The organism is Marinifilum caeruleilacunae (assembly GCF_013141825.1).
Lineage (GTDB): Bacteria > Bacteroidota > Bacteroidia > Bacteroidales > Marinifilaceae > Marinifilum > Marinifilum caeruleilacunae.
Genome location: NZ_RZNH01000053.1, coordinates 1 through 25162, shown reverse-complemented (window position 1 = coordinate 25162; position 25162 = coordinate 1). Strand labels below are relative to the sequence as shown.

The window sequence follows — 25162 nt, the reverse complement described above, 5'->3', positions numbered from 1 at the left end:
AATTTAGATTGATATTAAATCATAAAAATTGAACTAGTTCAAGAAGAAGGATTGTTTCTATTTTTTTACAGTTCGTGCAATTATTTTACTAAGAAATTCTGCACTTACTCCTAAATATGATGCAATATGATATTGAGGCAGACGTTGAATTAATTCAGGATACGTTTTTCTGAATTCTAAATAGTTTTCTTCCGCAGTATTTGCCAAAATTGAAACTAACCTTTTTTGTATTTTAATATATGACCTTCTTAAAGAATTTTGCGGATTAGATTGGTGTGTAAGACTTAAGGATTGGATTAATTCCTGAAAATTCCTTTCGCTAATTGAATATGCCGTTGTTTTTTCAACTGCTTCAAGGTTAAAGTCCGTTGGTTCCGGAGTTATAAGATCACCAATAATCTGGTTTTCATTTGCAAATAAAAGGTTAAACTCTTTCCCTGTTTTATCAATCAAAAAAAGACGCATTAAACCATTCTCAATAAAAAAGTGATCAGTATTTATGTCCCCACTCATAAATACTAACTGTTTTTTTTCGAACTTATGCCGCTTGAAATAAGTAAATATTCTTTTTTCATCTTCCTTAGATAGTTGCGAAGTAAAATTTCTACGGAAGAACCTAATTACATTGTTATCATTTTCCATTTACAAATCTGTTTTTAGCCTAACAATTAAAAGATAAATAAATGATTACGGTACATGATTTTTTTAAGCTTCATTAGTGTAGTAATCAATAATCAACATCTTCAATAGTTTTTCTTCTAAATAATACTAGCGGTAATATGGACCATATTATTAATTTTAAAAAATATACAAATTCGGGGTAAATATTAAACCAATTAGCCATTAATAATCCTGCTACCATAATAACATGAGCAAGAAATGACCATAAAATTCCACCAATAATCTGCTTTTTGTAATGTTTTGATTGTTTCATCAAATATCTTACAAACCAAATGTAAAGTGGAACAAAAATTACTAAAGAAGAAAACAAGCCAGGATTATATTCAAATTTGACTACTCCAGCTAAAATATGAACTAATCCATTTACAATAATTATACTTGCCATAGCAATTAAGGGGAAAACATGTTTCGGACTTCTCCATATAGCTAAAACACCTACTAACCATACTAATGATGTGTTAATTACAAAAATAGCCTCTTTTGTTAGTGGTTTTATTGTCGAACCGGCCTCACCTAAATTGCCGAGAATGAATTCATTATTAAAAACATAAAATGCATAATAATTGCCAAATAAATCGATCCAGTGCTCTTCGTATTGATGAATAATATAGGCTATCAGCATGATGATACCAATGAATCGATAATCTTTTATAAGATTCTTTAAATCTTCATTACGTTTTAAAGAGAATGCACCAATTAGTAAAAATGGTACAGCATATGTTCCAATTTTCATCCAATGGTCAATCAAAAATTCATACTGTCCCAGTGGCAACCACAACATTGCAAAAAGTAAAATTATACCTATTAATATTAATTTTGATTCTTTCATATCGAAATCTCTTTAGTTAAAAAACAAAATTACGACGCAGATTCTTCAAAAAGATTGATGTGGGATAATACTTAAATCGATTAGAAAGAAATCTACTAAAACCCTCTGATGTAATTCCTAAAAACTTCGCAAGGTATATTGCTGGTGTTTCCTTAATTAATAAGGGGTAATGTTTTTCTAAGAACTGATATCGTATTTCGGTTTCATTGATCGTCTTTATTGTGGTAATTTTTTTGTTCTCAATGCTATTTTCTATTAGCTTTTTCCAAATGAATAATCCAAAGGTGTAGGAGTGAAGATATAGTTCTATAAATTTAACAAACGGAATTAAATAGTATTCAATATCTGTAATAGCAATTAAACTATCAGAAGCAATGCTTTTCTCTTCTGCGCTAACAATATTTGAACTAAAATTTCCTTTTTGGAAGAACCTTGTGATTACTTCTTTGCCATCATAACTGTATACAGATGCTGTTATGCCTCGCACAATAAAAATCACATATTTACAAGGTTCAGTTTGTTGAAAGATGACTGCTCTTTTTTTTGCAGTTTTCTTATAAACAAAAGTGGATAGATACTTCCATTCTTCATCGGAATTCGAAATGCCGTAATTTAATATTTCTTTTTTAAGCTCAATCAACTTTTCTCTTACGGTCTTAAATTACTGCTAAATATTCTATTTGAACAGCAATGGATTTTTAAATACTAATTTTCGTTTAAATTATCGATTTTAGATAAATAAAATCAATTTCTTAAATGTCAAGCTCAAACCAAACATATCTTATTACAGTCCTAATTGTATTTTTTTAGCTTCCTTTATTCCAAAACTAAAAAACTTTTTATTTTAAAAATGAAATTATATTTCTAAATCTCAAAAGATTTGGAAGGAATAAAGTTTTTTAAAAGAAGTAATAGATATTTTTTTCTTTTTAAAGAAACATCAATAAAAACCCTACGATAAAGAATATTGTTAGGATTTATTTTAATAACTATTTGAGACTTTCAAACCATGTTATTCTATGCTTTCGACAATTCAATCCTCAATATTCGACTACATAGCCCAAGATTCGACTTCATCTAAAAAAACAAATATTTAGAGTTTGCTATAGGTTATTATTGCATTGATTTTAGAGTAAAAAAAAGAATTGTGGCGATGGGCAAAAACTTGATATATTATTAATTATTCTTTCAATATCTGTCTGCACAAAAAATATATAATATTACAATAATTTCTAATAGTAATGATCAATAAACAGGTTTTGCAGCAGAATTAATTGCAGACGAAATTGATGCATTGTTAGGTGCAAAATATAGATTTAATTAAAGATGAGATTAATGCAGTTGATGTTTCATAACCTGTAGAAAATTATACTCTCGCACAATCAAAAAAATGTTTCAGGGAATGGTTAAACGGACATTAGTTAGTAATTTTTGATGTAATCGAAAGAAGACTAAAATAAGACAAAAAGCACATAATGTATGAAAATTGATAATGCAGATATTAAGAGAATCGTATTTGAAAGTGCACAGAATATTTTACTCAGACGAGGATTAAAAGGTTGGAATATGAATGATTTGGCCAACGAGTGTGGAATGGCCAAAGGAACACTTTATAAAATTATTGGCAACAAAGAGGATTTGTTATATAGGTGTTACGAAGATACTTTTAAAACAAATTTACGATCTATTCGAAAATATGTGAATTTAGAAGCGGAATATTCTGAATTATTAGTGGGGTTAGCAACCCAAATAATAGGTGTAGTGGATGAATTTGTGTTTGTAGCTTCGAAAAATATAAGAACGGAATATCCGCGAATATCTCAAATGATTGACGACAATATAAAAGAGTATCACAATCTTATAATAGCTTTTTTTGAAAAAGGAATTCAACAAAACAAATTAAAAGTTAATGCCGATGCGCATTTAATTATTGGTATCATAGATTCATTAATAAATTCAAATTTAATGAATTGTAAAGATGTGATCGAATATGAAGCAAAAACTGAACAGCAGTTAAGTTTTTTGTTTGAGGTTATAAAAAAATAATTAATTAAATAAGATCAAGGGTTCACACCCGCTAAGTGTGATGGGCCATATTTATTAAGGGAAAGTAAAAAAATACACTAACAGATAGTAATAAGGTGTTTAGAAGGAAATATCTATTTGCTGATAAGAATTTTGTTAGTTGTGAGGAACAAGTTAATGAAAAAGTGCAAGTAAGGTCTGTTAAAATAATTTTCGTTTGAAAGAGTCTCTAATGAAATTAGATTAAACTTCAACATCTCCGGAACAATATTATAAAAATTTAAATTTGGAGACCAAACGCTTGAAGGAAGGTATTAAAACTACGTGAGATTTATTAGACGCATAATTACGATCACAGGAATCACATGCCGATTAAATTAATGCAAAAGCATTGAAGTTAAATATAAGAAATCAATTGGTGATTTGAGACTTCAGGAGGTTTTACTATTTGAATAGAAGAATTTTTATAAATGAGATAAGTTTAAATTTCGTCATGGTTTATTAGTGGGTTCAGGCAGGTCGGTTGCATGTGACAATTGTATAGTGAAATTTTGGCAAAAATCTAAGAAATACCCCTTCATGGTTAGGCTAGCTTTACTAGTGGGATTAAAGCTAGGTGTCAATTTTTAGATAAAATTTCGTAAGAACTATAATAATTGCAATAGTAGGATGTTGAAAAAGCAACTGGCCTGTCTTTTTATAAAAGATTTAAATGTATTTGATGAGATTTCTCCCCCCAAAAAAAAGATTTATTTTAAACACTAAATTATATTTCTTAATCTCAATGGATTTGGCAGGAACAAAGTTTTATTGTATGAAGTAATGGATATTTTTCTCATGCTAAAGGTGAGAAATCTTTACTGGTATGAAGTAGTAGCACTACTTGCAATAGAAAGATTGACAGAGTCATATTTTCTGCGAAATGATATTTTACAAAGTTTACTTAAATATCAGCACTGCCTTTAGTACAAACGCACATAGTCAGTTGATTAGATCTAACAAGAGAATCTTAAATAGGGAATTTATTCGAATTAAAATCCATATATAAATTTTTCTCTGGAATTAATGCTGAATCACTAAAATAAGTCTGTGTTGTAACCATGCTAACTTCTCTTTTTATCCAATAATAGAATTCACTATTTGATAAATATGTCCAATACTGGAGACTTAGACATATTTAAGTGAAATATAGAAATACCTTTTACATACAATACTTGCTTTTTTTGCAGGCATACAAAAATCTATAATGAATATACTAAATACGGTCATAAATTAATTATTAGTATGAAAACTCAGGAAACTTTGGAAAACGATACGATGATTGTATCGGTGAATAAAACGCAAGTAAATAATTCACGAAAAAAAGCGTTGATAACGGAGACTAATGAAAAGAAAGTGGAATATACAGCAAAACAACGTACATTAATTATGCTTCCTCTTTTGATGGGTGGATTTGTTGCATTGGTAAATGAAACCCTCCTTAGTGTGGCTTTTCCGCAACTCATGTCAAACTTAAATGTTTCATTAGGCACGGTTCAATGGCTGGCCAGTGGATATATGTTAGTGATTGGTGTTTTACTACCTGTTGTTGCATTCCTTCTAAAATCATTCTCTACCAAAAAGTTGTATTTAACGGCAATGACACTGTTATCCTTGGGAGCATTGTTTTGTGGTCTATCACAATCATTTAATATGTTATTAATTTTTCGATTAGTACAAGGAGCTGGGGCAGCAGTATTGCTTCCCATAATGTTGGACGTAATTTTTAATATTTATCCCCCCAATAAACGTGGTGCTGCAATGGGTATCAGTATGATGATTGTTGTGTTTGCTCCCGCAATTGGACCAACTATTTCCGGATTAATATTAGAACACTTAAATTGGCATTGGTTGTTTTTCTCAATTTTACCTCTCGCAATTATTTCCATCATAATAGGATCAAAAACATTAATGAATGTAACCAAATTAACAAAACCAAGAATTGATATTCTGTCAGTAGTACTTTCTACAATTGGTTTTGGAGGATTAATATATGCAATCAATTCAATTGAGGGAAAGGAGCTTACGAATCCTCAGGTATTAATTTCTTTATTACTAGGCATTGTAGCTCTGATATTTTTTATAAAACGTCAGTTTATATTAAAACAGCCTATGTTAAACCTTAGGGTATTTTCTTTCCCCATGTTCTCATTAGGAGCTTTTATGTTGTTTATTGCCTTTATGATGCCATTTGCAGTAGGTATTATTTTACCGATTTATATACTGGATGTATTAAAACTATCTCCAATAATAGCAGGAGCTGCATTATTGCCTGGTAGCATTATGAATATGATTATAACTCCATTGTCAGGACGAATTTATGACAAAAATGGAGCTAGAATTTTAGTAATTATCGGCTTCATTACTCTTACAGTAGCCATGTATTTTTTATCGAATATTTCTACATCAGAAAGTGTTTATTGGCTTATCGCCATGCACATATGCATAAATTTAGGTGTATCCATGATTATTACACCTTCTCAAACAAATTCATTGAACCAACTACCTAAAAAAATAGGTTCCGATGGTATTGCTGTTTTAAACACTATTGTTCAAATTGCCGCTGCTTTCGGATCTTCTCTTTTTATTGGAATAATGGGAACCACTCAAGAAAAACAGCTGGGATTATTGCAAAACCCTGGCATTGCGGAACAACAATCAGCAACTACCGCCGGGATTAGCTTAGCATTCCTATCAGCATTAGTTATGGCTTCAATTGGTTTATTGGCATCATTTTTCATTAAGAGACGAATAAATCAACCTAAATACGCTAAAATTAATTTGAATTAAAACTGAATGTAAACAGTAGACAGAATTCAGCAGAATCAAGAAAATCAAGCTAATTATTGTTCAGCATAAATAGTGCCATCCCCCAAAAAAGAACCAAAGAATCCAAGCGATATTTCATATCAGCACAGACTCTTTGGTTCTTTATGTAATGTTGAATAAGTGCTTCTCCTTAAAAGTAACCTCTAACGGTTTACTTTGAATTTAAAAATAGTAATGGAAGAATGGATTGTACTTTCCTGTTAATATGTAATGAAGTTATAGCTGATTAAACACTATGATGTGTACTACATCTTGCCATTAGTTATACAAAATATTACCCCCCCCCATACTTTAAAGGATCGATGTATTATCATTCATTTCGAATTGGTTTTGACGTCATACACTATGTTTAAATACTAAATAATATTTATTAATCTTAATATATTTGGCAGGAACAAGTTTTTTTGAAATATGTAATGGATATTTTTCTCATGCTTAAGGAAGAATCAAGTAAGGTCCTACGATAAAGAATATTGTAGGATTTGATTTTATGTCATAACTATATGATACCATCAAACCATTTGATCTTAAGCTTTCCACAATTCAATCCTCAATATTCGACTACATAGCCCAATATTCGACTTCATTAAAAAAAACAAATATTTATAGTTTGCTATTGGTTATTATCGTATTGATTTTTAATTAAAAAATAGAAATGTGATGATTGGTAAAAAACTTGGATTATTAGTAGTTGTTTTATTATTCTTTCAATGCCTCTATGGTCAAGAGAATATCAAAATTACTATCATTTCTGATAGGGATGGAGAAGAAAAGGGCATGGTGGAAAAATTAATTGAAAAAGAGATTGAAGCCTTACTTGGTGCAAACCATGAATTATACTTTACGCATCGTTTCACATCTGGAAAAGTTGATACTATATATAAGTATATCAATGAAGTTTATAACTCAAAAACAACAGATGTTTTAATTGGTTCTGGGGTTGTTTCAAGTCGTGTTTTATCAAAATTAGATGATTACACATTACCTACTATTGCAGCTATTAATCTTGATAATTTATTTCTGCAGAAAACAAATTTGTCAATAAATAAATCATCAGTTTCGAATTTCACGTTCATAGAATCACCATTTAATATTGAACGGGATTTGAAGATGCTTGCACAAATTACGAACGCAAATAAATTGGCTGTTTTAATTGATCCAGCTCTTAAAGGTTTGAATTATGATTTTGAAAATCAATATCAAGTGTTACAAGAGGTGGAGTGTGAATTTATCGATATTCAACAAGATCCGGGGAGCACTCTGGATTTAATTAAAGACGATATTGATGCGGTGTATGTCTTGTCACCTTTAGAGAATTATTCAACAGAACAATTAAATGAATTGTTTCAGGGATTTGTTAAAAAGAAATTGGTCTGCTTTTCTCTGATTGATGATCCGATGATTGAATATGGTGCGTACGCAGCTTTCTCTTCTCGCGAAAATATGATGATAATACCCAGAAGAATTGCATTAAATGTTTCGAAAATAATCGAGGGGCATGATTTAAAAGATTTGCCTGTGCAAGTAGAGAATTTTGTTCATCAATTGGTCATTAATATGGAATCAGTGAACAAAACGGGTATCTATCCAAATTTAAATATCTTGGATGATGCCTTATTGGTTAACGTTAATCAAGTTGATACTGAACGAAAAATTAATCTTAAATCTGCCATTGCTGAAGCTCTAGAGAATAATTTAGAGTACCGAATGGAACAAAAGCAAACCGCTTTATCTCAAAAGGAACTCTTACTTGCAAAAAGTGATTACTTGCCAAATGTAGAAGTAAGTTCTACTGGACTTTTTCTTGATGATCACACCGTATCTACTTCATTTGGATCGCAAGGAGATTTTAATTGGTCAGCGGAAACTTCGTTTTCTCAATTGATTCTTTCGGAACCTGCTCTGGCTAATATTTCAATCCAAAAGTTGTTATTAAAAAGTCAGGAAGAAGCCGAGAATGCAAGCGAGTTAGATGTTGTTTTAGATGTAGTGACTGCATATTTCAATTATCGAAAAATGCAATCTTTTTTAGAATTACTGAATGAAGACATTAAAGTTAAAAATGAAAACCTTAAGATTTCAATAAGAAAAGAAAAGGTTGGGTATGGCGGTCAGACAGATGTATATCGTTGGGAAACAGAACTAGCCGAATCGAAAGCAGATTTTAATGAAGGAGAAACGGACTTAAAGGCTGTTCAATTTCAGTTGAATGAAGTATTAAACCGACCAATAAATGAAGTCTTTAGTTTAGATAAAAAAAATGATGCAGATGAGAAAAGTGAGCTTTTTGATGAAAGATTTTCAGCTTTTATTGATAATACTGGATCATTCAAATATTTTGCTGATTTTTTAGTTGCTGAAGCATTTAATAATTTGCCTGAAATGGAGCAGGTAGATCTTGCCATAAAAGCTCAGGAAAGATTATTTAAATCGAATCAAAGACAAATGTTTATGCCAAGTATAACTCTTGGTGCAAATTACAAACATCCAATTAAGGAGGTGAATACAGCTGAGCAATTAATTCCGAATATAGATATGTCTGCTGATGACACATGGTATGTTGGAGTTACTGCATCCTTCCCAATTTTTGCAGGAAGTTCGAATCGTTATAAAAAACAAAAAACTAAAATTGAACTTTTTCAGTTACGCGATCAAAAAAATGATTTAAAAAACAATTTTGAATTACAGATTAGAGCAAATTTGGAAAACTTAAGAACCTCATATAGAAATTCCAGATTGAAGAAATTGGCAGCTGAGTCATCCAAAAAAAATGCATCAATCATTCAAGATATGTATAGTAAAGGACAAGTGAATGTAACAACATTGATTGATGCACAAAATGCTAATTTGGGAGCGAAAATTGAGGCCCTTAATTCTACTTATCAATTTTTACAAGATCTTTTTGTCTTGGAACGATCTGTGGGTAAGTATCTATCACTTTCTACCGAAGAGCAGCGTACGGATTTTATTATGAGATTTTTACAATACAAGTTAAATAGAGCGAGCTAATATTATTCATAACTAATTAACTCTTAACAGATTTAAAATTTGTGAAGAAGCATTTTAGAAAAACTCTTTAAGAATGAGACAATAAAATTTTAATTCTTTGGGGTTGGTAACAATTATTAACAGCAAAAATTTATCAAATGAAAACATATTTATCATTTTTTCTCTTAACACTATCAATAATTTCCTGTAAGGAAACAGATAAAAAATTGCCTGCAGTTAAGCCAGTAAAGTATGAGAAAATAGATTATTCAAGAGGGAAACAAGAGCAGACTTTTCCTGGTGTAGTAAAAGCCGAATACGAAACAAAATTAAGTTTCAAAGTAGGTGGTACTCTAAATGCCGTAAATATTAAACTTGGACAAAAAATTCAAAAGAATCAGTTATTGTCAAGTATTGATCCAATCGATTATATAGTTCAGGCAGAACAGGCAAAGGCCGAAAAAAGAAAGGCTGAAAGTCAATTGGTAAATGCTCGATCAGTTTTTGAGAGAATTGAGAAGTTATATGAAAATAACAGTGTTTCGCTAAATGATTATGATGATGCAAAATTAGGTTTGGCTTCAGCAGAATCTCAATTCAAAGCAGCTAGTAAACAGTTAGAGGCGGCGAATAATCAAGTAAACTATACTAAATTATACGCTCCAATGGATGGAATTATTACTCAAGTTAATGTTGAATCTAATGAAAGTGTGGGGGAAGGTCAAATTATTGCAGTGATGAATAGTGAAACTGACCCTGAAATAGAAGTAGGAGTTCCAGAAGTATCTATAAATAAATTAAAAAAGGGTAAAGAAGTTAGCATAGTTTTACCATCGATACCTGATCAGAAGTTTAAGGGGCAGATTAAAAAGGTTGGTTTCGCATCAGGCGCTTCGTCTACTTTCCCGGTTGTGGTGAGCATTAACACTTCAAAAATAGAAATACGCCCAGGGATGGCAGCAGATGTTACTTTTAAGTTAGGAAACGAAGATAATGAAATTTCACCAAAAATTGTAGCTCCATTTGCGGCAGTAGGAGAAGATGTTTCTGGCAACTATGTGTTTGTTCTAAAGAAAGCTTCGAATTCAAATTATCGAGTAGAAAAAAGAACAGTTCAGCTTGGGGAAATACTTCCTGAAGGATTTGAAGTAATTAAAGGTTTACAAAAGAATGAACTAGTGGCTATAGCAGGTTTAAGATTTTTACAAGACAATATGGAAGTTTGTCTTCTGGAAAATTAATTCTGATTTAATCCGATGTTTGTATAAAATATAAATGTTAAATCCATTTTGCAAAGATCATTATGAATATTACAAAGATATCAATAGAAAATAATAGGGTAACTATTTTAATGGTAATAGTTATTACGTTGCTTGGCTTAATGGGGTATAACCAATTACCTCGAGATGCTATGCCACCATTTACAATACGAATTTGCCAGGTTGTTACCCAATTCCCGGGTGCATCACCTGAACGTGTTGAAAGACTGGTTACCGATAAAATTGAAGAAGTTATTCAGGAAATTCCAGAATTAAAAAAAGTTACAAGCGAAAGTAGAACAGGAATATCTATTATTAAAGCGGAATTAATTGCTGAAGTAGAGAAAGACGAGTTACAAGAAGTATGGGATAGGATTAGGCGAAAAATAGATGAAATTCGGGACGATTTACCTAGCAGTATTCTAGAGCCAGAGGTAAAGGACGAAACTGTGGGTGTTGTGTATGGAATACAGTTAGGCTTAAAAGCAGATGGTTTTTCATATGCTGAGATGAAAAGATATGCTGAAGAGATAAGAGATGATTTAATTTTATTGGATGAAGCTGCGCGTGTTGAAATTGGTGGAATAAGAGAAGAGAGGATTTTTGTTGAATTTGATAATGCAAGAATCGGTCAATATGGATTATCTGCAAGTCAAATACAAAATTCAATTTCAACAACAAATATTGTTTTCCCCGGAGGACAGATTAATCTGAACAATGAGCGAATTGTATTAGAACCTACAGGGAATTATGAAAGTATTGAGCATATAAAGAATACTTTAATCCCAATAGGTGCAAATAAAGTAGTTAAATTAAGTGATATTGCAAATGTTAGTTTTGGTTATGAAACTCCTCAAACCAGCATTGTAAAAGTGGATGGAAAGCACGGATTGAGTCTTGCTGTCAATTTAAAGGATGGAGCTAACCTAACTACTTTGGGTGAAAAAATAGATAAGAAACTTAAAGGGTATAATGAATCATTTCCTGTAGGAATGTCCATACAGAGAGTTGCATCTCAAGACTATTTTGTAAATGATACAGTAAATAATTTTGTTTCAAACGTCCTTCAGTCTATTTTAATAGTATTAGTTGTAATGCTACTATTTTTGGGTTGGAGAACAGGTATGGTTGTAGCAAGTTTGATACCAGCCACCATGGTGACGACTTTAATGTTAATGAATAATTTTGGCGTAGGTCTGAATCAAGTAACACTGGCTGCATTAATTATGTCGCTTGGGATGTTGGTAGATAACTCTATTGTGGTATCTGAATCCATAATGGTTAAAATGGCAAATGGATCATCTGCAAAAGATGCGGCAATTCATTCATGTAAAGAGCTAGTAATTCCTCTGTTAATATCAACCTTAACTACTTCTTCCGCTTTTTTGGCATTTTTTCTGGCAATTGGTACAATGGCAGAAATGACAGGTGACATATTTATTGTTATAAGTTTTGCTTTATTATCATCATGGATACTTGCCTTTTCATTTGTAGCCTTACTTAGTGTGTATTTTATTCGAGTTAAAAAGCCAAAAGATCATACCAAAAAGGAGAATAAAGAAAATAAACAGGATATATTTGAAAAATTAAATGCAAGATACAAGGTTATATTAAATTGGGGCTTAAGACGTCCTAAATTAGTGGTTGTATTAACCATTTTGCTTTTTATATTCTCCTTATCATTGGGGCCAAAACTGCCGTCGATATTTATGCCGGATAGCGACAGAAACTTGGTGGTGGTAAACATTAATTTACCTCAGGATACCAAAATTGAAGAAACAGAAAATGTTGTCAACCAGTTATCAGAATATATTAGCTCTAATCTGTTAACATCTGAAGATGATTTAGAATCAAAACCTGGTGTTATAAGCTATACTTCTTTTATAGGTAAAAGTCCATATTCATATGATCTTGGATATCAGGAAAAGCAACCGAATTCAAAATATGCCCACATGTTAATTAATACTACAGCTTTTGAGGATAATGAGTATGTGAGTGAATTAATTAACGATTATGCATTTAAGAATTTTCCGGATGCTCAAATATTAGCAGAGCCGTTGGCAAATGCTGCCCCATCTGAATATGATGTAATGATACTTGTTTCAGGAGATGATCCTGATAAATTATTTTCAATATCAGAGAAGGTAAAGGCTAAAATGGCTCAAATAAATGGTACTACAGCAATTCATGATGATTGGGGCCCACGAGCGAAAAAACTATTAATTGAAATTGATCAAAATAAAGCTAGCATGGCTGGAATAAGCAATCAGGATATCGCGATTTCTTTAATGACAGCTATTGATGGGTATGATGTAGGTGATTACCGAGAAAATGATGATAATATTCCAATTGTGTTACAAAATAAAGATGGTAATACTATGGATATTCATGATTTGGAAAGTATTATGGTATTTTCACAAATCTCAGGAAAAAATGTTCCTTTAGTTCAGGTGGCAAGTATTAAAATTGATTGGCAACTTGCGAAGATAATGAGAAGAAACCTTGTTAAAACCATAAGTATAAATTGTGATGCAAAGCCTGGAACAACAGCAAATGAAATTACGCAAGAATTGATATCATATTTAGATGAAATATCAAAAGAATGGGATGATGACTATTCCTATACACTTGGAGGGGAAATTGAACTTAGTCAGGAAGCATTTGAATATATTGGAGGAAAATTACCAATTGCTGGTTTTATAATTCTTATACTTTTAATGCTACAATTCAATTCGTTCCGTAAAAGCTTTATTGTGCTAACAACTATTCCTTTAGGACTAATAGGTGTTATGATTGGATTGTTTACATTTGGATCATACTTAGGTTTTTTTACATTTCTTGGAATTGTGTCATTGGCCGGAATTGTTGTAAATAATGCAATTGTTCTATTGGATAGGATTGAAATTGAGTTAAATGAATATAAAAAGGATCCATATCATGCAATCGTAGATGCAGCACAGCAGAGATTCAGACCAATTTTATTAACAACTTTTACAACTGTGTTAGGTTTAATTCCTTTATATGTAGGAGGAGGATTATTGTGGGAACCTATGGCTATTGCCATAATGATTGGTTTACTTTTTGCTACTCTAATTACATTGCTTTTTGTTCCGGTTTTATTTAAACTACTATATAAAGTAAAAGTTCATCATTAGCATATCTAAGAACAGGTGAGGTCAGTTTTTTGACCTTATCTGTTCAATCAACTTAGATTCATTTTAAACGTAATTGCATTGTATTTTCATTTTAGAAGATAGATAAAATAAAGAGATAATTTATTTGTAATGGAAGCCTTTATAGTCGATAAATCTATAAAAAAAGAGATTTTAATTAGTGAAAAACTAAAGGCTATATTTTTAACCCGAATTTTTTCAGGTCTAATAATTAGTTTGTTGATCTGTAGGGTTGTTGTCCCAGATTTATTACTCATAGTTTTTCCAAATATTGAATCAGTTTATTATTCTGTGGGTGTCTTGATGTTATTTATTTTTCATGAATATTTAACGTTAAGAGTGATAAATGGTAAGCTAATAACTGGTGGAAATATCAATCCAAAACGTAGGTATTTTTCTAACTTCATAGAAATCAGTTATCCAACAATAGCATTAGTTGTATACGGTTTTCAATGGAACTCTATCGAGATTATATTTACTCCAGTTGTAATGCTATATTTTTTGGTGTTGATATTATCTACTCTAAGTTTGGAATTTAAAATTTCCTTTTATGCAGGGATAATTGCAGCAATAGGATATCTAGCGGTATTTTTTGTTATTAAAAATCGATCAGAAGGAATTATAGAAAACGGTTATTATGAAAGTGAGACCCTACATTTTGCTAAAGCTGGACTCCTTATTTTAGGAGGTATTATTTCAGGTTTGGTAGCGAATCAAATTAAGAAGAATATTAAAACGATTAATAATGCCATTTTGGAGCGAAATAAGATTATAAATATGTTTGGTCAACAGATTTCTTCATCTATTGTCGATGAATTATTGTTAAAAAACAATGTAATTGAAAGTAAAGAACAGTATGTTTGTGTAATGTTCTTGGATATTAGGGGATTTACGAAATTTGCAGCCAATAGATTGCCTAAAGATATAATCAATTATCAAAATGATGTATTTGGATTTATGATAGAAATTATAAACAAACATCATGGTATTATTAATCAGTTTTTAGGTGATGGTTATATGGCAACATTTGGAGTTCCAACTTCAAGAGGAAATGATTCACAGAATGCCGTTAATGCGGCCATTGAAATAATAGATGCCTTAAATAAGAAAAATACCGAAGGTGAAATACCTAGGACAAGAATAGGAATTGGATTACACAGTGGACTTATCGTAGCTGGTAATGTTGGTACTGAAAAAAGAAAACAATATTCGATAAGCGGAAATACAGTCATCACAGCAGCAAGAATCGAACAACTCAATAAAACTTATAAATCCCAAGTATTAATTTCAAGAGAGGTGCTAAATAATATAAATGAATATGATTTAGCACCAACTTTGATAGGCGATGTCCAATTAAAAGGTAGAGAGGAATCTACTGAAATTTGGCAGCTTTTATAATGAAATCTTAGTTTTAAATAAATATGACAGTTACCTTTAAACGTATTTCATCTTTTAAACACTAAAAAAAGATTATAAAAAATTATCTTGCTGATAGGTTCAAATAATTAGGATTTAATAATAGCATGTCATTAAGGATGATATTAAAATGAAAAGAAGATTATATAATAATTTGATCAGATTGTTTTTGGTTTCAATTTATGCAATATTTATTAGTGGAATTTTAAAAGTTACACTGCTTGAAGTTGTAGGATTTAAGCCTCCAATAAATGAAAGATCGTTCTGGATATCTTATCTTATACTTTTTAATTTGAATACTGAGTTTAACTATTATCTAGATAAATATTTAAATAATCATCTTCCTTGGTTTTTTAATAATACGAAACGTGTCATACTACAGTTTTCATGTATGATTTTATCAACTTTGATTATTATTGGAATTCCTTTTGTGATATGGTATATAAAAATTGGTCAGTCATTGTCATACCCCATTTCTACAGTAATATTATTTATTACATTTCTAATTTTTCTTTTAAATTTTATGGGAATTCCAGTTGCAATCAATTTCCATAGGCAAATGCAAAAATATTCTCTTGAAGTTGAACAATTAAAAAGGGAAAAACTTAAAGCTGATTACAAGGTTTTACAAAATCAGGTAGACCCACATTTTCTTTTTAATAATTTTAATGTTCTAATTGCAGAGATTAGTTATAATCCTGATAAAGCTATTGAATTTACTCGTAAATTATCAAAAGTCTATAGATATGTGTTACAAAGTAAAAATCATGATTTAATTGAAGTTGATCAGGAATTACAATTTATTAAGTCATATATATATCTTCACCAAGTTAGAATAGGGAATGCTCTAAATTTTTCTCTTAATGTGTCGGATGCTGCTTTAAATAAACAACTTCCACCTTTAACTTTACAAATTCTTGTTGAGAATGCAATAAAGCATAATATTGCAAACGATAAAAATCCATTAAATGTTTCTATCCAAAGTTGCGATGATAATACATTAATTGTTAAAAATAATCTAAACCCAAAATCGGAATTACACTCAACCTTTACGGGTTTATCCAATATTAAAAGTCGTTATGAATTGCTTAAAAAAGAGGGATTCAGTGTTGAACAAAACTTGTCTCATTTTACAGTAAGAATTCCATTAATAGAAGAATAAATTATGAAAGTTTTAATAATAGAAGATGAAATTCCTGCTCAACGATTATTAAAAGAGATTATTAACCAAATCGAGCCTCCAGTGGAACTGGTAGGTTGTTTAAATAGCGTTGAATCAGCGGTTAAATGGTTTCAAACTAACATTCATCCAGAGATTGTCTTATTAGATATACAATTATCAGATGGCCTAAGCTTCGAAATTTTTCAGCAAATAAATATCACTAGTATGGTGATCTTTATTACTGCCTATGATGAGTATGCAATTCAAGCTTTTAAGGTTAATAGTCTTGATTACTTATTAAAACCCATTGATAAAGAGGAATTGCAAATCGCATTTGATAAATATGAAAAATATGATAGAAAATTTCTTCAAGAAAAAAATAATGATCTTGATTATAAGAAACTAATGAATTTAATTCAAGAAGAAAAGAAGGAATTTCGTAAACGATTTTTAATACAGGCTAACGAATCTTTTTTTCACTTGTCTGTTCATAAAATAGCCTTGTTTTACAGTTTACAAGGAATAACTTTTGCTCTTACTTTCGAAAAGAGGGAATATCCTATTAATTTATCATTAGAAAATCTTATGGCACAATTGGACCATAACCAATTCTTTAAAATTAATCGGGGGTTAATAATTAATATTGAGGCCATTATTAAAGTACATTCTTACTTTCAGGGTAAACTTAAAATTGAGTCCAATCCAAAACATTTTGAGGATATTATTATGGGAAAAGATAAAGCTGCATCATTTAAACGTTGGTTGGATAATTAAATTCTCAGTGCATTGTTTTTTTATTATTATTAAGAAAAACACGAAAATTTCCTGCATAAATTCAAAGGGTCACATATTTAAAATTATGCAAATAATGATTTTGAATTATTTAATCTCATAAAATAGTGGGTTAAGACAGGCCGGTTGCCATTACCAATTTCATAGTGAAATCATATGTTGAACAATACATCAGTATAGCTTTTTGGTGGGAAAAGCTTAAAACTGTTTTTATTTTGGATCTAGAATACGATTTTATCAAAACTATTAACATTGGAAAAGTAGGATGTTGACCAGGCAATCGGTCTGTCTTTGTTTAAAAAAATAAAAGTTTTGTCTTGTCGATGTTAAAGATGAAATTAAGTAAAGGCTTAAATTTTATTAATAAAAGTTAAACAAACCATTTATGCAAATTTGTTATAAAAATATTCTCTAGATTCACCATCTATTTTTGAAAAAGAAGAACCACCATTGAAATAATACATCCCACAGATCACTCTGATACCCACGCATTAATTCAGAGATGTAAAAATTAGTTCTTAAAAAGATTAGTATTGTTTTCCCAATCGAGTAAACGAATCAAACAAATAATGTGTACTTGGTTGTTGGATGTTAGTATATCTTAATTATGGATTGTAATAAACGAACAGGAACCCTTATTTCAATCCAGGATTCGCTAGTAAAAGCTAGGTTTCTTGGTGAAGTAAAGATGGGAGAAATGGCTGAAATTATGGTAGATGGGCATCTGCTTCAGGCAGAGGTGCTACAAATTCAACCAGATTTTAAAAATCCCCAAGCGGGAATTGCAGAGATGCAAGTATTTGAAGATTTAACGGGAGCACAAATAGGCGACTTGGTTGAATTTAAAGGTAAACCTTTGTCTGTGCTTTTAGGGCCTGGACTTTTGACAAGTATTTGGGATGGACTTCAAAATCCTTTGTACAAACTTGGCGAACAGGATGCATATCTTGTGCCTGGATTAAAAGCCCCAGCACTTGATGTGGAAAAGTTATGGGAATTTACTCCAACAGTTAAAGTTGGAGAAGAGCTAAGTGGTGGAGATTCGATTGGATATGTACCTGAAGGCCGACTTGAGCACAAGATTTTAGTGCCTTTTAACTTGGGTAAATGCAAACTAAAAAGTATTGTAGGAAAGTGCAAATTAAATATTACGCAAGAAGTTGCGGTTGTTGTCGATGAACAGAATAATAACCATGTTTTGAATTTGGCTTTTCGTCAATCTGTAAAATCACCAATCCCTTTTAAAGAGAGAGCAATTCCAAGTCAGACTATTTCAACAGGAGTACGTGTTATTGATTTGTTGGCACCAGTAGGATATGGTGGTACTGTTGGTAATCCTGGTCCTTTTGGCGCAGGTAAAACAGTATTACAACATTCACTTTGCAAATATGCTTTAGCTGATATCATTATTATGGCAGCTTGTGGCGAGCGTGCAGGTGAAGCGGTTGAGGTTTTTAAAGATTTTGCAGAATTGGATGATCCTTCAACAGGCGAATCCTTGATGAAACGAATGTGTATTTTCGGGAACACCAGTTCTATGCCGGTAGCTGCTCGTGAAGCTAGTGTTTTTATTGCCTTAACAGTGGGTGAGTATTATCGCTATCAAGGCTATAATGTAATTCTTTTGGCTGACTCTACTTCCAGATGGGCTCAGGCACTTCGTGAACGTAGTGGGAGACAAGGAGATATTCCGGGACCAGAAGCTTTTCCAATGGATATTCCTGATCAGATAAAGGGAATGTACCAACGTGCAGGTTCAGATGTAGGTACGGGAGGATCATTAACTTTTATTGGGACAGTATCGCCAGCAGGTGGAAATTTTCAGGAACCGGTAACACAGGCAACCATGGATGCGACTGGTGGTTTTTGGGGACTATCTCAAGATCGTGCCGATGCTAAAAAATATCCGGCTATTGATCCTTTGGTTTACACCACGTCGGTTTACGATAGTTTTATTTCCTGGGACGACCGAAAAAATATGTTACAAACATTACATGAATCTAATGATATCGATCAAACCATTAGTACCATTGGTTTGAAAAAAGTTCCTATTGATAAATATGTACAGTACCAGAAAGGACAAACCATCGATTTTTGTGTAATGCAACAGGATGCCTTTCATGAAGTAGATGCTTGTACACGTCCTGAGCGATTGGAAATTATCAACCAGGCAGTACAGAAATTGATTAACACACCAATTGAGTTTTCACAAAATGAAATGAATGATGAGGAGTTGAAAGACTTGGTGAAAATCAAATTTGATGAATTGCGTCAATGGTGGAAAGACTGGAACAGCAATGCTCAAAGCGCGGAACAAATGAATGAACTTGACGTGAAGCTTGAACAATTTATTAAACAGGAGGAAGCGTAAAATGATTCGAAAAGAAATAAGTAAAATAAGCGAAATCGGTAAGGCACTAATATCAGTTGAAGGAAATCCCGGGGTTGCCTTAAACCATGTTGTGGAGTTATTGGAAGCGGATACAAATCAAAGTCTGTCTTTTGCAAAGGCAATTAATATTTCAGAAAACTCGACACGTTTTCAGGTATTTAATGGAACACAAGGACTAAGTACTCATACAAAAATCCGCATGCATGAAGTACCTCTTACAGCAGGTTTTTCATACAATATGTTGGGACGTAGTTTCGATGGAGTTGGAAACGTAGCTGATGGAGGTCCGGAAATTATTTTTGAGAAAGAGGTTTCTACAAGACTAGATACCTTGAACCCAACGGTTCGTTTGGTTCCCAAACAAGCATTGTGGACAGGCATACCAATGATTGATGTGTTTAATACACTGGTGAAATCTCAGAAAATTCCAATTTTTGCTGGTCCTACTGAACCTTATAACCGTTTACTATCTCAGATAGCACAAGGTGCTCAGGCTGATATTATCATTTTTGCCGGGATTGGATTAAAATTCGATGAATATCAATATTTCAAAGAGCAACTTTCACAATCAGGAAATATCGATAAAACCATCATGTTTACTCACCTTGCCGGTGATTCGCAGATTAAAGGTTTGATGTTGCCTGATGTTGCCTTAGGTGTAGCTCGCGAGTTTGCCGATCAGGGAAAAGATGTTTTGGTATTGCTTACCGATATGACCAACTGGTCAAATATTTTGAGAAATGTTGCAAATTACCAGGATCAGATTCCTTCCTTGCAAGGTTATCCAGGATCTTTGTATTCAGAATTGGCTAAACGTTACGAAGTGGCTGCTGATATTGAAGGAGCTGGTTCCATTACCATTATTGGGGCAACAACATTGGAGTCGTTGGAAGATCCAGTGCCAGATAACACAGGTTATATTACCGAAGGACAGTTTTTTCTTGAGAATGGTAAACTAAAACTTGCCCGTTCGCTTTCGCGATTAAAACAGCAAGTAAATGGAGCTACCCGAAATGATCATCGCCCAATAATGACCGTTATGGCCTCCTTGTTAGCCGATGCAGAAAAGGCTTATGAGGCAGCAGAAGTTGGAGCAGCCAATGATGCCTTTTCACAAAAATTACTTCGCTATCGTGAAGATTTTATTGCCAATATGGAAGAACCATTTGGTGAATCTATCGAATTGGAAGCTGCCCTTGATCAATGTTGGCAGATATTAAAAAGGCATTTCAAACCTACCGAAACAGGGTTAAGCAAGAAGTTGATTGACGAATATTGGAACAAGAATTAATACCTAAAGACAATAAAATGACAAATAATAAGGAAAATTTGGAAGGTATTGTTTCCAGATTAAAAGAGAAAGGCATTAGTGCAGGTGAGGAAGAAAAGCAGCGTATTATTGAGAATGCTAAAAAGCAAGCTGACATCTTGCTTTCAGAAGCTGAAACACTAAGAAAAAACATTATTAAAGATGCAAAGCTTAGGGCTGAGCAAACACAAAAAAATGCTGAAATTGCCCTTACTCAAGCTTCACGTGATTTGGTGGAAGCAACTAAAATAACAATACTTCAGAATCTTAAATTGGCATTCGGAAAGCAATGTGAAAGCCTGTTTACAAAAGAGCAATATCAGGAGAAGTTATTAAAGGCTGTTTTAGATTCAATTTCAGGAAATAAGCGTGTTGAAGTTTCTTCCGAAACTGCTACGGCAATGGAATCATTCCTGATAAAAGAAGGATTTGGCAAACAGGTAGAAATAAAACCTTTTACCGGAAGTGAAGCTAAAATTGTTGTGAACTCATCAGAAAATGAGGGTATTCAATTCGTATTGAGTTCACAGGATGTGGAGGAAGGATTGTTTGCAATTCTGAACAAAGATTTAGTGGAACGAATTACTAAAAATCAGGAGGTTTAAGAATGTCAAACGTGGTATATCTTATGAGTAGTTTGCCAAGCTTGACCTTTGGACAGAAACCACCTATTTCATTGAGTGATTTCAAGGAGGATGCTAAAAAGCAATTGTCTGCAAAACATTTTAAAATGCTTGAACGGGTCGATGTTCAGGGGAATAATGGGCAAGTAGACAAATCATTTCTGAAGAATGTAAACACATTATTGAAAGAAGTATACCAAGATCTTTCGGAAATACGTGAAGCCAGAAAACAAAATCGTCAGGCAAATTTGATTCGCTTGTCTTTAATTGCTATTGCAGGAAATCCCTTACAGCGCGAGAAACAGATTATGAAATATCTGTGGGAAGAACTTGAATCTATTGAATCTGGCAAGACATTTAGTATGACTGAAGTAATGGTGTACAAACTAAAATTGCAGATTCTGAGCCGAATGAACTCGTTTAATGCAAAACTTGGTGCTGAAGTGTTGACTTCAATTGTGAATCCATCTAAAAAAGGGGAGGTTCAATAATGGCTGGAGTGAAAATTAAATATACAAAAACGGAAAGAGCTCGTCAGAAAAAAATTCTGAAGGTTTCGGAAAGGATGTTGCCTTTGTTTGAAGCCATGGAGAAATCATTAATGGCAAGTGTAAATACCATTTCGGAGCGTATAGATCAGATTAAAGAACAGATTGAAAAAAATCGAAAAGCAGCAGAAGCATGGCTTGCCGTGATGAGTGATTCATGGGTTGAAATAGATGATTTTATATCCGTTAAGGAAATAAATACTAAACCAATTGATGTTGCAGGTGTTCGGGTTCAGCAGTTCGAAAGTGTTGATTTTAAAGTGATGCCAGTTTCCGAAGATACACCATTGTGGGTAGATGATGCCATTCATTTAATGCAGGATCAATTGCAATTATTGGCAGAAATTAACTGTTTGGAGGATCAAATTCATTTACTCGAGGAGGAATTGCTTGATGTTAGAGCAAGGGTGAAGTTATTTGAGAATCGCCGCATACCGAATGCAAAGATGGCCATTCGAAAAATTGGACAGAAATTGCAAGATGATGAGCGATTGACCATTGCAACAGCAAAGGTTGTGAAAACCAGTAATCAAAAGGAGGTTTGCATATGATTACAAAAATGAAAAAACTGATACTTCTGATGCCTGAATCGGCAGTTGATGTGGATGCTAACCTTAGAATTCTTGGTAAGCTTGGAGTCATGCATGTTAGTCCTTTTCAAACTGCAAAAGATGAATCGATTGAAAGGGTAGATGCTAGGATTAAACAATTGGAAAAAGCCATTTCAATCTTGGATAGATATGATGAAAAACAGGATTCGAATTCGATTGAACTTAGTGATTACTCAAAGCAAGAAAGAGGTGAAATCCATTTGATGGAAAGAGTCTTGGGTGCTGAAGTAAATCGCAATCAATTGGAAAATAGTAAGCTGCATCTATCCAAAGATATGGATTGGTATCAAAGATGGGGTAATATTTCTCTTGAAGATATTCAGCAACTCAATAAGAAAGGAGTTTATCTAAAATTTTACCTGGTTGGCGATAAGGATTTAAAACTACTTAAATCTCGCGAAGACATTCATCTAATTGGACGAATTGATGAGTTAAACCAAGTAGTTTTGATTACTGAAATTACTGATGAAAAACTAGATTTTTTGCAAGTCGCATTACCCAATATGGAGAGCTTTAATGCAAAAATTGCTTTAAAAAATACGGAGAAACAGTTGAATGAAGTTGAAAAACTTTTGCAACAACTTAATTCTCAAAAAGCAGTTTTGCAGGATGCCTTAGATGAAAGAAACAAACGTTTAGATGTGCGCAACATTCACTATGGAGGAATTGCCATAGACAATCAGGTACGATGCTGGAAAGGATTTATTCCGGAAGATAGGGTAGATCAATTTACTGAAGTTGCAGAGAAAAATAGTTGGGGTTATGTGATTGATGAACCTACTTCTGAAGAGATGGATGAAGTTCCAACTTTAGTGCGCACATCAAATTGGGCAAAGCGCATACAGCCGGTAATGGATTTTATGGGATTGGTCCCAGGATACAAGGAGCTTGATGTTTCCAAAGTGTTCATGATTTTCTTTACTTTTTTCACTGGTATTCTGGTAGGAGATGCTGGATATGGTTTGATATTTCTTCTGATTACTTTCCTGGTACATCGCAAGCAAAAGTATGTGAAGAAAGTAGAATTCCAGTTAATGTATACTCTTTCTACCGCAATTATGTTTTGGGGAATACTTACTGGAACTTATTTTGGATCAGAAGTTATTGCTGAAATTCCAATTCTAAATCAATTGCGAATTAGTCAATTGGCAAGTTTTGGTGGCGATAGTGTTTTTATTCAGAAATTTATGTTTCTAATAGGAGCCGTTCACTTAACCATAGGACATTTACAGATTTCTTGGAGGTATCTAAACAGCGTAAAAGCAATTGCGCAGTTGGGTTGGGTGTCCATTATCTGGGGGTTATACTTAATCGTAAATCAGATGGTGTTGGGAGTTCCTGCATCAGGAATTATGATTTGGCTTTTTGTTGGAGGTGCTTTGTTAATAGCTTTATTCTCCAATCCTGGAACAAGCTTTATGAAAGGAATGATTTCGTCCTTGGTAAATTTGCCTTTAAGTATCATTAACGGCTTCTCAGATATTATTTCATACATTAGGCTTTATGCAGTTGGATTATCAACTGTGTTAATGGCTACAAGTTTTAATGAAATGGCAATTGGTGATGGAGTATCAACACTTGCTTCGGGTATAGGAGCTGTTATTGTTCTAATTCTTGGTCACGGGCTAAATATGATACTTGCGGCTATGGCTGTTCTGGTTCATGGCGTTCGTTTAAATATGTTAGAGTATGCAGGTCATGCATCTGTCGAGTTTTCGGGTAACGAGTATACCCCTTTTCAAATTAAAAAATAATCAAACTTTTAAAATTTAAATAATGATGTTATCAACAGTTGTAACAGGCTTTGGAGGACATGCCATTGCCTTAGGAATAGCAGGAGTTGGTTCTGCAATAGGAACAGGAATTGCCGGAATGGGTGCATTGGGTTTGTGGAAACAAGCCATTAAAGAAAAGAAGAAACTTCCATCGCTGGCGCTTGCCATGGTAGGTATGCCTCTAAGTCAGGTCATCTATGGAATGATTTTTATGAATTCCATGATTGGTGCCAACTTGAGTCCTGATAGCTATATGAATCAAATGATATGGGCATTTTTTGTAGGCATTGCCATTGCGGCTTCTGCCATTATGCAGGGAAGAGTTGGAGCTGCCGCTTGCGCCAATTTAGCAGTAGATGATAAACAAGGATCAGGGATGTACATTGCAGCTATGGGGATCATTGAAACAGTTGCACTTCTTGCAATGGTATTTGGAATGGGAGGTATTCCTTCAGTTTAGAAAGATTTCAATTTTCATATAGTTAGGTTAGATTCAAAAAGCAGTTTCTTATTTAGTTAGGAAGCTGCTTTTTTTATTAAACAATTATGAAAAATATCAACATTGTAAGTCTTCAGCCTAATTTGGACAGATTGGTATAAAAGTTAAGAGATGGATTTCTTAACTTTTTATCACCAATAATTGTCTGGAAGATGAAAAAGAAAAAACAGAGTACTGAGTCCAAAGTAAAAGAAATAAGGCGGCACACACGC

General features: G+C 32.7%; 18 protein-coding genes. 15 read left to right on the top strand and 3 right to left on the bottom strand.

Annotation, left to right across the window (positions count from 1 at the left end; translation table 11 throughout):
- Positions 1-57: 57 nt before the first annotated feature.
- The 3 genes from ELS83_RS20335 to ELS83_RS20325 form a co-directional block, all read right to left on the bottom strand.
- Entirely contained in the window at positions 58-642 is a 585-nt protein-coding gene (locus ELS83_RS20335; RefSeq protein ID WP_171597389.1) for a Crp/Fnr family transcriptional regulator, read from the bottom strand.
- A gap of 85 nt (positions 643-727) precedes the next feature.
- Positions 728-1510 (bottom strand): HXXEE domain-containing protein, encoded by a 783-nt coding sequence (locus tag ELS83_RS20330; RefSeq protein WP_216616720.1) that lies wholly within the window; start codon positions 1508-1510, stop codon positions 728-730.
- A gap of 16 nt (positions 1511-1526) precedes the next feature.
- Positions 1527-2150, bottom strand: a complete 624-nt coding sequence (locus ELS83_RS20325; RefSeq protein WP_171597388.1) for a Crp/Fnr family transcriptional regulator — start codon at positions 2148-2150, stop codon at positions 1527-1529.
- 839 nt (positions 2151-2989) lie between these two features.
- On the opposite strand from ELS83_RS20325, the gene ELS83_RS20320 reads away from it, so the two are divergent.
- The 15 genes from ELS83_RS20320 to ELS83_RS20250 all read left to right on the top strand — a co-directional run bounded on the left by ELS83_RS20320 (position 2990) and on the right by ELS83_RS20250 (position 24911).
- Positions 2990-3556 (top strand): TetR/AcrR family transcriptional regulator, encoded by a 567-nt coding sequence (locus ELS83_RS20320; protein WP_171597387.1) that lies wholly within the window; start codon positions 2990-2992, stop codon positions 3554-3556.
- A 1263-nt stretch (positions 3557-4819) separates the two neighbouring features.
- On the top strand, positions 4820-6364 hold the full coding sequence (locus ELS83_RS20315) for an MDR family MFS transporter (protein WP_171597386.1): 1545 nt from the start codon (positions 4820-4822) through the stop codon (positions 6362-6364).
- 699 nt (positions 6365-7063) lie between these two features.
- On the top strand, positions 7064-9412 hold the full coding sequence (locus ELS83_RS20310) for a TolC family protein (protein ID WP_171597385.1): 2349 nt from the start codon (positions 7064-7066) through the stop codon (positions 9410-9412).
- Positions 9413-9549: 137 nt separating this feature from the next.
- On the top strand, positions 9550-10632 hold the full coding sequence (locus ELS83_RS20305; RefSeq protein ID WP_171597384.1) for an efflux RND transporter periplasmic adaptor subunit: 1083 nt from the start codon (positions 9550-9552) through the stop codon (positions 10630-10632).
- A gap of 62 nt (positions 10633-10694) precedes the next feature.
- Positions 10695-13805 (top strand): efflux RND transporter permease subunit, encoded by a 3111-nt coding sequence (locus ELS83_RS20300; RefSeq protein WP_171597383.1) that lies wholly within the window; start codon positions 10695-10697, stop codon positions 13803-13805.
- A gap of 129 nt (positions 13806-13934) precedes the next feature.
- The gene (locus ELS83_RS20295) at positions 13935-15221 is read left to right on the top strand and encodes an adenylate/guanylate cyclase domain-containing protein (protein WP_171597382.1); all 1287 of its coding nucleotides are present in this window, start codon (positions 13935-13937) and stop codon (positions 15219-15221) included.
- A 148-nt stretch (positions 15222-15369) separates the two neighbouring features.
- The gene (locus ELS83_RS20290) at positions 15370-16401 is read left to right on the top strand and encodes a sensor histidine kinase (RefSeq protein ID WP_171597381.1); all 1032 of its coding nucleotides are present in this window, start codon (positions 15370-15372) and stop codon (positions 16399-16401) included.
- Positions 16402-16404: 3 nt separating this feature from the next.
- Positions 16405-17175 carry a LytR/AlgR family response regulator transcription factor gene (locus tag ELS83_RS20285; RefSeq protein ID WP_171597380.1) on the top strand — a complete coding sequence of 257 codons (771 nt, stop codon included), beginning with the start codon at positions 16405-16407 and terminating at the stop codon, positions 17173-17175.
- 625 nt (positions 17176-17800) lie between these two features.
- Positions 17801-19564 carry a V-type ATP synthase subunit A gene (locus ELS83_RS20280; protein ID WP_171597379.1) on the top strand — a complete coding sequence of 588 codons (1764 nt, stop codon included), beginning with the start codon at positions 17801-17803 and terminating at the stop codon, positions 19562-19564.
- A gap of 1 nt (position 19565) precedes the next feature.
- Positions 19566-20876, top strand: a complete 1311-nt coding sequence (locus ELS83_RS20275) for a V-type ATP synthase subunit B (RefSeq protein ID WP_171597378.1) — start codon at positions 19566-19568, stop codon at positions 20874-20876.
- 17 nt (positions 20877-20893) lie between these two features.
- On the top strand, positions 20894-21499 hold the full coding sequence (locus ELS83_RS20270; RefSeq protein WP_171597377.1) for a hypothetical protein: 606 nt from the start codon (positions 20894-20896) through the stop codon (positions 21497-21499).
- Positions 21500-21522: 23 nt separating this feature from the next.
- On the top strand, positions 21523-22008 hold the full coding sequence (locus tag ELS83_RS20265; protein ID WP_171597376.1) for a DUF2764 family protein: 486 nt from the start codon (positions 21523-21525) through the stop codon (positions 22006-22008).
- A gap of 8 nt (positions 22009-22016) precedes the next feature.
- Positions 22017-22616 (top strand): V-type ATP synthase subunit D, encoded by a 600-nt coding sequence (locus ELS83_RS20260; RefSeq protein ID WP_171597375.1) that lies wholly within the window; start codon positions 22017-22019, stop codon positions 22614-22616.
- A gap of 8 nt (positions 22617-22624) precedes the next feature.
- Complete coding sequence (locus ELS83_RS20255; protein WP_171597374.1) at positions 22625-24430, top strand: V-type ATP synthase subunit I; 1806 nt, start codon at positions 22625-22627, stop codon at positions 24428-24430.
- A gap of 22 nt (positions 24431-24452) precedes the next feature.
- On the top strand, positions 24453-24911 hold the full coding sequence (locus ELS83_RS20250) for a V-type ATP synthase subunit K (protein WP_171597373.1): 459 nt from the start codon (positions 24453-24455) through the stop codon (positions 24909-24911).
- The last annotated feature ends 251 nt before the right edge of the window (positions 24912-25162 follow it).